Source organism: Mycobacterium nebraskense, assembly GCF_002102255.1.
In the GTDB taxonomy this organism is placed as follows: domain Bacteria; phylum Actinomycetota; class Actinomycetes; order Mycobacteriales; family Mycobacteriaceae; genus Mycobacterium; species Mycobacterium nebraskense.
This window is the reverse complement of record NZ_LQPH01000011.1, coordinates 45,836-60,461: the sequence shown is the minus strand read 5'-3', so window position 1 is coordinate 60,461 and position 14,626 is coordinate 45,836. Positions and strand designations below refer to the sequence as shown.

Genomic DNA, 14,626 nt, shown 5'->3' with positions numbered 1-14,626 from the left:
ATGCGATCAGCAGGATGTCTTGGATGCCAGCACGAAAAGCCGCGGGAACCTCACCGAGCAGTAGGCGGGTGGTCTCGGTGTTCAACGAAACCGTCAGATGTCCCGCGCTGACGTAGGTGTCAGTCTCGGGTTTTGGCGGGGTCAGGGCGGCCGGAGTCGCCGCCACCTGTTGCCAGGTGCTGGCAAGATCCACCACCGCAGGCTGGTGGGCGTGCTCGGCGAGTAGTGCTGCCCACCGCTGGAATGGAGTCCCGCCTGCGGGCAGTGCGACCGGCTGGCCGCTGCAGTGTTGAGCCCAGGCGATGTTGAGGTCTTCCAACAGGATTCGCCAGGACACTGCATCGACAGCAAGATGGTGGATGATCAGCGCCAGCTGACCGGTGTCGGCCACCCACAGCGCGCTGAGCATCACCCCGCCGGCGGGGTCTAGGCGCGATCGGGCATCCGCCACCGCGGCCTCGGTCAACACATCGACGCCGTACAGGCACCCCCCGGCATCCACCGCACCGGCCTCGCGCACGATCAGTGTCCACTCGCCGGCATCGCCATCGGCGACGTGCAGCCGCAGCATGGCATGGCGGTCCAGCAGGGCTTGCAGGACCACCACCACGTCGGCCTGGGTAACCCCGGGCGGCGCCTGTATCAGCATGGTTTGGTTGAACTGATCGACGGGGCCGTCGATGTTGTGCAGCCAGCGCATGATTGGGGTGGGCGTGATCGGCCCGATACCGTCATCCACAGCAGCGCCCAGGCCCTCGGTGACTTGGGCTACGCGGGCCAGTCGGGCCACGGTCTGTTCGACGAAGATGTCGCGCGGGCGGCACGCGAGGCCGGCGGCGCGGGCGCGGGCGACCACCTGCATCGACGAAATGCTGTCGCCGCCAAGGTCGAAGAAGGAGTCGTCCACTCCTACGCGCTCGAGTCCCAGGACCTGGGCGTAGATGCCCGCGAGGATTTCCTCGACGGCGTCGGTCGGGGCGCGGAAGTGATCGACATTGGAGTAGTCGGGTGCCGGAAGGGCGCGGGTGTCGAGTTTCTTGTTGGCTGTCAGGGGCAGCACGTCCAATGCGAGAACGGCAGCGGGCACCATGTAGCCGGGCAGCCGCTCAGCCAGGGCGGCACGGGCGGCGACCGGGTCGGCGGTGCCGGTGATGTAGCCGACGAGCCGTTTGTCGCCGGGGTGGTCTTCGCGGGCGATGACGGCGGCGTGGTCGACGCCGTCGAGCGCGGCCAGGGCCATTCGGATTTCGCCGAGTTCGATGCGGTAACCGCGGATCTTGACCTGTTCGTCGGCGCGTCCGAGGTAGTGCAGTTGCCCGTCGCGGCCCCACCGCACCAGATCCCCGGTGCGATACATGCGCGCCCCAGGGCCTCCGAACGGGCAGGCCACAAATCGAGCCGCGGTCAGCCCCGCCCGGCCCAGATAGCCGACGCCTACGCCGCGACCGGCGACGTACAGCTCACCGACTACCCCCGGCGGTACCTGAAGCAACGACTCGTCCAGGACGAACAACGCCGCCCCGGGCACCGGCGCACCGATGGGCACGGTCCCCGACCCGGCGGTCAATGGCGCACTGATCGCGACGCACATCGTCGTCTCGGTCGGGCCGTAGGCGTTGATCATCACTCGCCCGGGCGCCCATTGATCAACCACTTCGGGGGCGCAAGCCTCACCGACCACCACCAGCGCTGCCGACTCCAAACCTTCGGGCGACAACACACCTGCCGCAGAAGGGGTCTGCGTGAGCACATCGACTTGCTCGGTTACCAGCGCGTCGTGGAAGTCGGTCGGTGACGTTGTCACGTCTTCGGTCACCACCACCACCCGCCCACCACGCAAGAGGGCGCCGAAGATCTCCCACACCGAGACGTCGAAGGCCAAGGAATGGCACTGCGGCCAAACGCCTGTTGACGGCAGGCCGGCGTCCAATGGTTCCAGTAGTTGCGTGACGTTGTGATGACTGATGGCAACACCTTTCGGCACACCGGTGGTGCCGGAGGTGTAGATGAGGTACGCGATGTCGTTGGGGGCCGGGGCAGGCAGTGGTGTGCGGGGTTGGGCGTCCACGGCGACGCCGCTCACGTCGAGGACCGTTAACTCGTGCCCGTCCAGCCGCGACCGCAGGTCTGTGGTGGTGATCGCGGCGATGGGCGCGGCATCGGCGAGCATGAATTCGACCCGCGTCTGCGGTAGCGCCGGGTCGATCGGTAGATAAGCCGCCCCGGTCTTGAGCACCGATAAGATCGCAATGATGGCCTCGGCCGAGCGAGAGAACAGCAGCGCCACGCTCTCACCGGGACCTGCGCCATACCCAGTCAGGAAGTGCGCCAACCGGTTCGACGCCTCGTCCAGTTCGCGGTAGGTCCAGGAGTGCGCCCCGTCGCTGATCGCGACCGCGTCGGGGGCGCGCGTCACGTGCCTGGCAAACAACGCCGGTATCGAGACCGGCTCGGGCGCGGGCCGGGTCAGGATCGCCCGGTTAGACGTCTTGTCCAGACGGGCGTGCTCTGCAGCGTCCAAGACGTCGATCGACGACAAGCGGGCCTGCGGATCGGCGGTCATCGCCACCAGGACCCGCTGGAACCGCTCGACAAGCGTGCTGACGGTATCGGGGTCGAATACGTCGGTGCGGAATTCAACCGCACCTCGAATGCCTTCGGGCGCATTGGCATCGGTCCAGTGTTCGGACAGCGAGAAGGTCAGGTCCATGCGGGCAGTGTGGGTGCCTATCGGCACCTCGGTAACCTGCAAATCACCTAACGCCGACCCGGCGGCAGCCTCGCGGGCGTACCCCGGCAGGTTCTGCCACGCCAATGCCACCTGAACCAGCGGATGATGGCTCAACGACCGGGTGGGGTTGAGCCGGTCGACGAGCACCTCAAACGGCACGTCTTGATGCTCGAAGGCAAGCAGGCTACGCCGACGCACTTGGGCCAACAACTCGGCAGCGGTTGGATCTCCGGCCACGTCGACCCGCAGCACCAAGGTGTTGACGAAGAAACCCACCAGGTCATCGAGCGCGGGATCACGACGTCCAGCGATCGGGAAACCCACCGCCACGTCGGAACTCGAGCCGAGCCGCGACAGCAGCACCGCCAAGGCGGTCTGAACCACCATGAAGCTCGTCGCGTTGAAGTCGCGAGCCACCTCGCGTATGCGTCGCTGCAACTCGGCCGGCCAGTCCACGGTCACTTGGGCGCCACGCTGATCAGCCACCGAGGGATAAGGCCGATCCGTCGGTAACTCCAAGCGCTCGGGCAGGTCGACGAGGGCGTCTTCCCAGTACTTCAGCTGTGCGGCGATCCGGCTGTGGGTGTCGTCGAGAGCACCGAACTGCGCCCGCTGCCACAGTGTGTAGTCCACGTATTGCAGCGGTAATTCGGGCCAGCCAGGGGCCTGCCCCGCGCAGCGGCTCGCGTACGCCTCGCCGATATCGCGGATCATCGGCGCCAGTGACCACCCGTCGAAAGCGATGTGGTGGACCACGCACACCAGCACGTGCTCCTCATCGGCGACACGGAAGAGCGTGGCCCGCAGCGGGATTTCGGATTCCAAAGCAAAGGGATGACGTGCCGCTTCATCGATTGCCTCATCGAGTCGGGCTGACGGCCATTCGGTGGCATCGATGACATCCCAACCAAAATCTGCCCGATCACCAGAAACGACGAGTTGCTGTGGTATCCCGTCGGGTGCGGGAAATACCGTGCGCAGGCTTTCGTGCCGGGTCACCAGGTCGGCCAGCGATGCGTTGAGCGCTTCTGCATCAAGCGTGCCGGCCAGCTTGAGTGCCACTGGAATGTTGTAAACCGCTGAGGGCCCGTGCAACTGGTCGAGAACCCACAGCCGGTTTTGGGTGAACGAGAGTGGAATCACCGCGGGGCGCCGGCACGCCACCAACCGCTCACGACGGGAAGCCTCGCCGTCGAGGCAGGGTGCCAACTGCGCAACCGTGGGCGCGTCGAACAACGCGTGCACGGCGAGGTCCGCGTCCAGCCCGGTGTTGATGGCGGCAATCAAACGCATCGCCGACAGTGAGTCCCCGCCCAGATTGAAAAACGACTCATCGACACCGACCCGCTCGACACCTAGCACCTGGGCGTAGATGCCGGCCAGGATCTCCTCAACGGCGGTGGCGGGGGCACGGTAGTGCTCGGTGGTGTAGTCGGGTGGGGGAAGGGCTCGGGCGTCGAGTTTGCCGTTGACCGTCAGCGGCAGCGCCTGTAACACCAGGATCGCCAGGGGAACCATATGACCGGGCAGTCGCTCGGCCAGTGTGGCGCGTGCCGCAGCGGGATCGACTGTTCCTGTGCTCGTTTCGACGATGTATCCGACGAGGCGTTTGTCGCCGGGGCGGTCTTCGCGGGTGATGACCGCGGCCTGTTCGACGCCGTCGAGTTCGGCCAGCGCGGCCTGGACTTCGCCGAGTTCGACTCGGTAGCCGCGGATTTTGACCTGGTCGTCGGCGCGGCCCAGGTAATGCAGTTGCGCGTCGGGACCCCAGCGCACCAGGTCCCCGGTGCGATACATCCGCGCGCCGGGCGCACCGAAGGGGCAGGGCACGAACTGTGCGGCGGTCAGCCCGGGCCGGCCGACATAGCCGACGCCGACGCCGCGTCCGGCCACATAGAGTTCGCCGACCACTCCCGGCGGCACCGGGTGGAGCCATTCGTCGAGGACGAACAATGCCGTTGTCGACACCGGCGCACCGATCGGGACCGTCCCCGAACCAACCGCCAACGGGGCGGTGAGCGTCGCGTAGACGGTGGTTTCGGTGGGGCCGTAGGCGTTGATCACCACCCGCCCGGGGGCCCACCGGTCCACCAGCTCGGCCGGGCAGGCCTCGCCGCCGAGCAGCAGCGCCACCGAGTCCAAGCCTTGCGGGGAGAGCGCCGCGGCCGCCGACGGAGTCTGGGTGAGCACGGTGACGTGTTCGGCGATGAGCAGGGCGTGGAAGTCTTTCGGTGAGCTCACCACCTGCTCGGGCACCACGACCAGGCGCCCCCCGCCGAGCAGCGCGGCCCAGATCTCCCAGACGGAGAAGTCGAACGCGTAGGAGTGACACTGCGTCCACACCTGGTCTGCGGGTAGGTACGCTGACGCTGACTCGACCAAATGGGCCAGGTTGTGATGCGTGATCGCAACCCCTTTGGGCACGCCCGTGGTGCCCGAAGTGTAGATGAGGTAGGCGATATCCTCCGCTACAGACGTGGGAAGCTCGCAGCGGGGTGGAGCGGTCGTGCGGTCGTCGGTGATATCGATGACGGCCAGGGCATATCCGGCCAGCCGTGGGCGCAGCGCGGTGGTGGTAACCGCGACGATCGGCGCGGCGTCACTCAACATGAATCCGATCCGCTCGTCGGGCAGTGCCGGGTCGATCGCCAGGTACGCCGCACCGGCCTTGAGCACCGCGAGCATGGCGATGACAGCTTCGGCGGAGCGTTCCAACAGCAGCACCACACACGCGCCCCGGCCGGCGCCGCAGCCAGATATCTTATGCGCCAGGTGATTCGACGCCTCGTCGAGATCCTGATAGGTCAACGACCGGCCCGCGCAACTGATGGCCACCGCCTGCGGGGAACGGGCCAGCTGGCCGGCGAACAGTTCCGGGATCGACACTGGCCCCGATGCGGGCCCGGTCAGCGCCGCCCGATTGCCCATGTCGTCGAGGCGGCTGCGGTCATCGGCGTCGAGCACGTCGATCGCCGACAATTGGAGCTGTGGATCAGCAATCATCGTCAGGATGATCCGCTGCAGCCGATTGATCAGTGTGTCAACGTTTTCGGCGTCGAACACGTGGGTGTCGTACTCGATGCGGAAGCCGAGTTCGGGGCCGGGTGTGGCCTGCATGGTCAGTGGGTAATGGTTGGCCTCGCGGCCGGTGAACTCGGTAATGACCAGCCCGCCAGCGCCTGCGAACGTGGTGGCGCCGATCGGGTAGTTCTCGTAGACGAACAGGGTGTCGAACAGTTGGTCGTAGCCTGTCGTGCGGTGAATCTCGTTGAGCGCCAAGTGTTGGTGGTCGAGGGTGCGGTTATTGGCGTTGTGGAGTTGGTCGAGTAGGTCAGCGGTGCTGGTGGCCGGCGTGATAGTGGCCCGCACCGGCACGGTGTTGATCAGCAGTCCGACCATGGTTTCGGCGCCGGCCAGCTCGACGGGCCGCCCCGAGACGGCGGTGCCGAAGACGATGTCGCGCTGGCCGGTCATGCCCATCAGCAGTTGCGCCCAGGCTGCCTGCAGCACGGTGTTGACGGTCGTGTGCTTGGAACGTGCCAGCTCGTTCAGCGCCAACGTGGTCTGCTCGGACATCCCAAACATGCGAGTGCTCTTGGGCCCGGGCTTGAGTCGGGCCGGCGGGCCGACCAGGGTGGGGGTGTCGAAGCCGGCGAGCGTCTCGCGCCAGGCTGCCCGGGCGGCGTCGAGGTCTCGCTCGGCCAGCCAGGTGACGAACCGGCGGTATGGGGTGGCGGGCGGCAGCTGCTGCCCCTGGTAGCTGGCGAAGATCTCTTGCAGCAGGATTGGTAGCGACCAGCCGTCGAGCACGATGTGGTGAAAAGTCAACGCAATACGGTGCTGGTCGTCGGCGGTGCGGATCAACGCCACCCGGAAGGTCGGGGCGTCGGTGAGGTCGCAGACCGCGGCTCGTTCAGCGGCGCAGACTCGCCCTACGTGGTCGTTGACATTGGAGTCGAATTGGAGGTGCTGCCAGAGTATTTCAGGATCAGCAGGAATGATCTGCACCGGTTGATCGAATTGCGGGCAGAATCGGGCGGCCAGGTTGGGGTGGCGCTTGATGACCGTTTGCACTGCGCCGTGCAGCCGGCGGGGGTCCAGTGATCCGGCGACGGTGATGTCGATCTGCATCGCATACAGGTCACCGAGACCCGCAGCGGTGCCGGCGTGGAAGAGCAGTCCCTCCTGGAGGGGGGTGAGCGGCAAGATGTCGGCAACGTCGTATTGTGCTTGCAATTCGTCGATTTGGTATTGGGTGAGCCGGGCTGGGGTGATGTCGGAGGGGGTCAGCCCGCCGCCGCCGTGCTGAACATGGGCGCAGATGCCGGTCAGGGCGTCGAACCAGAGTTGGCTGAGCCGAGCGATCTGGGTGTGATCGAGTGCCGAGGGCGCCCAGGTCCAGGCGGCGTTGAGGCGGGGCCCGGTGTCGGTGTCGATGGTGCCGGCGTTGAGTTCGGCGGTGTGGGACAGCGGCACGGGAACCGCGGCGGCCGCGCCGGCGACCCCCAGGCTGTCCTGGCCGACCGCCCACCGGTCGCCAGAGATGTCGGCGGCTGGGCCGCCGAGGCGTCCGAGGTAGTTGAATCCGATGGTGGGGTCGGGTCCAGTCAGGTCGGTGTCGGTGTTGAGGTAGCGCAGCATTCCGTAGGTCAGGGGATGGGACAGGGCACGCAGTTGTTCCTTGAGGCGCTTGACAATTGAGCCGAGCGCCGGGTCGCCGGTCGCCACTTGTTCCCAGCGCAGGCCGCCGACGGTCAGTGCCACGGGGTATTTGGTGGTGAACCAGCCCACCGTGCGCGACAGGTCGATTTGGTCGGCCAGGTCGTCGTGGCGGCCGTGGCCTTCGACGTCGATGCCAAGGGGCGTGTCGCCGGTGCCGAGAAATTCGATCCAGGCCAGTGCGTAGGCGATCAGCAAGATCTCGTGGATGCCCGTGTGAAAGGCGGCGGGAACCTCGGTGAGCAGTCGGCGGGTGGTCTCGGTGTCCAGCGCCACCGTCAGGTGCCCCGCGCTGGTGTGGGTGTCCTCGGGTTGGGGTCCGGGCAGGGCGGCGCCGACGCTGGTGATGTGTTTCCAGGTATCCGCCTGGTCAATGACCGCACGGGTGTGGGCCAGTTGTTCGAGGATTGCAGCCCAGCGTTGATATGAGGTTCCGCCGGCGAGCAGGGTGATGGGTTGGCCACGGTGGTGTTGAGCCCAGGCAATGCTGAGGTCTTCCAACAGAATCCGCCATGACACCGCATCGACGGCCAGGTGGTGGACGATCAGCACCAACCGACCGGTGCTGGACACCCATACCGCGCTGAGCATGCCTGCCGCGGCGCGGCTCAGCCTTGACCGGGCCTGAGCAAGCGCCTCATCGGTCAACACGTCGACGGTGTGCAGGCATTCACCGGCATGGACCACCCCGGCGTCGGGCACGGTCAGCGCGCGCCCTTTGGTGCCGTCATCGTCGACTCGCAGCCGCAGCATCGGGTGGTGGTCGATTAAAGCTTGCAGGACGGCGAGCACGTCGGTGGGGGTGACCCCGGACGGTGCTTGGAGCGAGATGGTTTGGTTGAACTGGTCGATGGGGCCGTCGATGTCGAACAACCAGTGCATGATCGGGGTGGGCGTGATCGGCCCGATGCCCTCGTCGATGACCGCGTCGTGACCGTCAGTGATACCGGCGATGCGGGCCAGTCGGGCCACGGTTTGTTCGACGAAGATGTCGCGGGGGCGACAGCTCAGCCCGGCCTCGCGGGCGTGGGCCACCACCTGCATCGACAAGATGCTGTCGCCACCGAGGTCGAAGAATGAGTCGTCGATGCCGACCCGCTCCATACCGAGCACCTGGGCGTAGATGCCCGCCAGGATTTCTTCGACCGGGGTAGCGGGAGCGCGGTAGTGCTCGGTGGTGTAGTCGGGTGCGGGCAGGGCGCGGCTGTCGAGTTTGCCATTTACCGTCATAGGCAGCGCGTCCACCGCGACGATCGCAGCGGGCACCAAAAATCCGGGGAGCCGGTCGGCCAGCGCTGCGCGTGCTTCAGCGGGATCGACTGTGCCGGTAATCGTTTCGGTGATATAGCCGACCAGCCGTTTGTCGCCTGGGCGGTCTTCGCGGGTGATGACCGCGGCGTGCTCAACGCCCTCGAGGGCGGCCAGTGCAGCCTGGATCTCGCCGAGTTCGATGCGATAGCCGCGGATTTTGACTTGCTGGTCGGCGCGGCCAAGGTAGTCGAGTTGTCCGTCGGGTCGCCAGCGCACCAGATCCCCGCTGCGATACATCCGTGTTCCCGGCGGACCGAAGGGGCAGGGCACAAACCGGGACGCGGTCAACCCTGCCCGGTCGATATAGCCGACGCCGACGCCGCGGCCGGCCACATACAGTTCGCCGACGACTCCGGGCGGTACCCGGTGCAGCCACGGATCGAGAACGAACAACGCCGTCCCGGGCACCGGCACACCGATGGGAACCACTGCGCCGTGCGAGGTTAGCGGGGTGCTGATGGCGGCATAGACCGTGGTTTCGGTGGGGCCGTACCCGTTGACCATCACCCGTCCGGGGGCCCACCGGTCCACCACCTCGGGTGGGCAGGCCTCCCCGGCGGCCATCAGCGCCACCCCCTCCAACCCGTGCGGTGACAGCGCCGCGAGCGCGGAGGGGGTCTGGCTCAACACGGTGACCTGTTCGGCGATCAGCAGCGCGTGCAGGTCCTCGGGGGAGCGGGTCACCTGGTCGGGCACCACCACCAGCCGCCCGCCAAACAGCAGAGCGCCCCAGATCTCCCACACCGAGAAGTCGAACGCGTAGGAGTGGCATTGGGTCCACACTTGCTCCGGCCCCAACCTGATCCCCACCTGCAGGCCGTCGAACAGTCGGGTGATGTTGTGGTGGGTGACCGCGACACCTTTGGGCACCCCGGTGGTGCCCGAGGTGTAAATGATGTGGGCGATATCCTCGGGCGCCGGGGCCGGCAAGCCCGTGTTGGGCCGGGCATCGATGCGGGAGTCGTCGATCTCGAGGACCGCCAAGTCGCGCTCGCTCAACCGGGGGCGTAGCGCGGTGGTGGTCAGCACGGCGATCGGTGCGGCGTCGGTGACCAGGAAGGCAATCCGCTCATCGGGAACGGTGGGGTCGATCGGCAGGTAGGCCGCCCCCGTCTTGAGCACCGCCACGATCGCAACGATGGCCTCGGCCGAACGGGCGAACAGCAGCGCCACGCACGCACCCTGACCAGCGCCGTAGTCGATCAGCAGGTGGGCTAACCGGTTTGAGGCCTCGTCGAGTTCGCGGTAGGTCCAGGAGCGCTGCCCGCAGCGCAGCGCCACCGCTTCCGGGGCGCGCGCCACCTGCTCGGCGAACAACGCCGGGATCGAGACCGCCCTAGTCGGCTGGGTCAGCACCGCGCGGTGGCCCAGCACATCAAGCCGCACACCATCATCGGAGTCGAGCACGTCGATCGACGACAGTACCGCCTGCGGATCGGCGGTCATCGCCACCAACACCCGCTGCAACCGCCCGACCAGCGAGGCGATGGTGCGGAGCTCGAAGACGTCGGTGCGGAACTCCACCGTCCCCGAAATCCCGGCCGGCTCAAAGGAACCGGTGAAGCGCTCGCCCAGATTGAACGTCAAATCCATGCGGGCGGTGTGGGTGGCGATCGGCATCTGCGCGACCTGCAGATCACCCAACGCCAACCCGGCACCCGGGTCACCGCTGCTTCCGTGCAGGTTCTGCCAGGCCAACATCACCTGCACCAACGGATGATGGGTCAGCGACCGCGCCGGATTAAGCCGCTCAACGAGCACCTCGAACGGCACATCTCGATGCTCGAGAGCGGCAAGTGCTTTCAGGCGGACCTGTGTCAGCAGCTCCGCCACCGTGGGATCGCCAGCCAGGTCCACTCGCAGCGGCAGGGTGTTGACGAAGAACCCGACCAAATCGTCGAGCGCCGGGTCATCACGTCCAGCGGTCGGAAAGCCCAGCACCACATCCGAACTCGAGCCAAGGCGGGACAGCAACACGGCCAATCCGGCCTGGATCACCATGAAACTGGTCGCGTTGCACTCGCGGGCCACGGCGCGCACCCGCTGCTGTAACTCCGCGGGCCACTCCACCGCCACGGTGGCACCGCGCTGGTCGGCCAGCGGCGGATATGGCCGATCCGTCGGCAACTCCACGCGCTCAGGCATCCCGGCCAGCGCATCCTCCCAATACGCCAGCTGCGCGGCGATCGGACTATCGCCGTCATCAAGATCACCGAACTGGGCCCGTTGCCACAACGTGTAATCCACATACTGCACCGGCAACCCAACCCAACCCGGGGCAAGGCCCTGCTGCCGCGCCTGATACGCCGCGCTGATATCCCGGACCATCGGAGCCAGCGATAACCCGTCAAAGGCAATATGGTGCACCACAATTCCCACCACATACTGCTCCGGGCCGACCGAATAGATCTGCACACGGATCGGGATGTCGGTCGACAGATCGAACTGATGCCCGGCCAGCGACCTCAACTCGCCGGCCACATCCTGTTCCGCCAACGGCACTATCGCGGCATCCCCGCGTTGCCACATCCCGCTCTTGGGCGGCAGCACCCGTTGGAACGAAACGCCGTCGAGGTCGGGGAAAACGGTGCGTAAGGATTCGTGACGGGCAACGACGTCATCGAGGGCCGCGCAAAGAGCCTCGACGTTGAGGGGCCCGCTAATCCGGAACGCGGTCGGCATGTTGTAAGTCGTTGCGCCGTATTGTAATTGCTCGAGGAACCACAGTCTGCTCTGGGCGAACGACAACGGAACCGTCGCGGGACGCTCGACGGCCACCAATGGCTCGCGTCGGGGTCCACCTTCAATGAGCCGGGGTGCGAGCAGCGCCACCGTGGGCGCGTCGAACAAGGTGCGCAACGAGAGGCCGGCATCCATAGACTTGTTGATCGCGGCGACCAGGCGCATCGCCGACAGTGAATCCCCGCCCAGTTCAAAAAATGACTCGTCGATCCCGACCCGCTCGGCGCCGAGCACTTGGGCGTAGATGACGGTCAGGATCTCCTCGGTGGGGTTGGTGGGGGCGCGGTAACGATCGGCATCGGCGTATTCAGGTGCCGGTAGGGCGCGGGTGTCGAGTTTGCCGTTGACCGTCAGCGGCATCGCCTGCAACACCACCAGAGCCGCGGGCACCATATAGCCGGGTAGCCGCTCGCCCAACACCGTCCGCAGATCAGCGGGATCAACAGCCCCGGCAACGGTTTCGGTGACATAACCGATCAGACGCTTATCGCCCGGGCGGTCCTCGCGCACGATCACCGCGGCCCGTTCGATGCCGTCCAGTTCGGCCAGGGCGGCCTGGATCTCTCCGAGTTCGATGCGATAGCCGCGGACTTTGACTTGCTGGTCGGCGCGCCCAAGGTAATCAAGCTGCCCGTCGCGGCGCCAGCGCACCAGATCCCCGCTGCGATACATCCGTGTTCCCGGCGGACCGAAGGGGCAGGCCACAAACCGCGACGCGGTCAATCCGGCCCGGCGCCAATACCCCACGCCCACACCACCGCCAGCGATATATAACTCACCGACCACATCAACGGGCACCGGACGTAGCCACCCGTCGAGGACAAACAACGCCGCTCCGGGGACCGGCGCGCCGATCGGCGGTGCACCCGTCCCGGCGGTCAGCGGCACACTCCTCGACGCACACACTGTGGTCTCGGTGGGGCCGTAGCCGTTGACCATCACCCGTCCAGGCGCCCAACGATCGACGATCTCGGCGGGGCAGGGCTCACCGGCCACCAATAGCGCCGCACATCCCAAACCCTCGGGAGGTAGCTCCGCCACCGCCGAGGGGGTTTGGCTCAAGACGCTGACCTGTTCGGTGACCAGGAGGGCTTGGAAGTCTTCCGGTGAGTGCGCGAGCGACTCGGGTACCACCACCAACCGCCCGCCGAACAACAGCGCACTCCAGATCTCTTCGACCGACGCGTCGAAGGCCAACGAGTGCCACTGCGCCCACACTTGCCCCGGCAGGTGCGAATTCAGCGAAGCCAGCAGCTGAGTGACGTTGTGGTGCGTGACCGCAACGCCTTTCGGCGCGCCAGTGGTGCCCGAAGTGTAGATGATGTACGCGATGTCATCGGGTGAGGGCAACGGCAACGCGGTGCTGGGTCGGGCGTCGACAGCAGGGTCGTTGATGTCGATGACCACGTGGTCGTACCCGTCCAGCCGCGACCGCAGCCCCGCGGTGGTTACGACGGCAACCGGGGTGGCGTCACCCAACATGAACTCGATGCGGGAACGGGGATGCATCGGATCGATCGGCAGATACGCGGCGCCGGTCTTGAGCACCGCCAGCATCGCGATGACGGCCTCAGGCGAACGGGGGAACAGCAATGCGACACACCCGCCCGGACCCGCACGATGTTCAGTCAGCAGATGCGCCAGCCGATTAGCGGCCTCATCGAGCTCGCCATAGGTCATCGATCGACCCTCGAACCTCACCGCCACGGCCTCGGGGGCGCGCTCCACCTGCGCGGCGAATGACTCCGGAATCGAAACCGGTTGGCGGGGTAGCTGGGCGAGCACCGCGCGATTGCCCCACTCATCAAGCCGGCCGTACTCATCGGCGCTGAACGGATCGACCGACGACAGCTTCCGCCCCGGGTCGACCGTCATCGCCACCAAGACGTCTTGCAGCCGTTCCGCTAGGTCTGCTAGATCGAGGTGTGAAAATGGTTGGCCGGCGCCCTCCGTGCCGAACAAGAGTTCGTCACCGACGGCAGAGAAGAACAACCCGAAGCCGTCGGTAAGCCCAGAATTGGTGAATGACGCCGACGCCGCGAGGCCACCGAAGTCCAAGGTGAACGCGGACGGAAGAAAGTTGACGCTCACTCTCCGGCCCGGCTGACTCCGGCCGGGGAAGCGGGCTTTGCGTTCCAGGGCTTGCACCGGAAAGCGCTGGTGTTGCAGGGCTTCCCGAATTCGGATGTCAACATGGTGACAGAACTCGGCGACCGTGGCGTCCGGCGAGATCGTCAGGACCAGCGGCACGACCCCCGAAAACACCCCTGGGAGTGTCTTCGCCTCCGGATCTACTCGCCTACTCACCGGGAAGTCGAGCACCACCTCTGAGCCTTGGGCGCACCAGCCGTGTACCAGTAGTGCGCACGCCGCGGTGATGACCGATGAACGAGGCATGTCCCGCGCTTGGGATAACTCTTGTATCCGGCGGAGGACCACCGGGTCCAGGCGAACCGGCGCAGAGGCACCACGCTCGCTCGCATCCTGAGGGAACCAATGATCCAGTCCGTTTTCCGATGGCAGGTTCTGCGTCCAATACGCCTGATCCTCTTGGTAATCGGTCGACGCTTCGTACTCTGCCTCGCACCTGACCAAGTCCTCGAGGGAGCCGAATAACGGGGGCGGCAAGGGTGCGCCTGAGACGACCGCAGAGTAGATAGTGGCGATCCGGTGCCCGACCAGCGCAATACCCGATGCGTCCACGACGATGTGGTGGCAGCATGTGAACCAATAGAATTCGTCGGGCCGCATCTGAAATAGCGCGAATCTGAACAGTGGTCCCGTGAGCGGCATCGGCGTGCGCTGAATCGACGAGGCTATCTCGTAGGCCTCTTGCAGGGGATGATATGAGCCGCTCAGATCATGGACAATGAGTTCAATTTCCGGATCGTCAATCGTCCTCTGGAGAACCTGGCCGTGCTGTTCAAAGAACGTGGCCCTGACCGGCTCAGCCTCCCGCAGCGCTCGGCGGATCGCCCACTCGAAGGGCTCTCGCTGCAGCCGACCCTCGATTTTCGCGAAGAGGCCAAGCTGCCACTCCGTAGTGAAGCGACCCGTCTCCTGCGCGAGCCATATGTCCAACTGCCCGGGCGTCAGGGGAAGCGCCCGGCCATCAAGTTCCAT

General features: G+C 66.1%; 1 protein-coding gene (only partly in view). It reads right to left on the bottom strand.

Annotated features, from left to right (window positions below; translation table 11 throughout):
- Nucleotides 1-14,626, bottom strand: partial view of a non-ribosomal peptide synthetase gene (locus AWC17_RS01570; RefSeq protein ID WP_085164175.1) — the 5' portion only. Its footprint begins 1,928 nt before the window's first position; only the first 14,626 of its 16,554 coding nucleotides appear in the window; the start codon lies at nt 14,624-14,626; its stop codon lies off the left edge, out of view.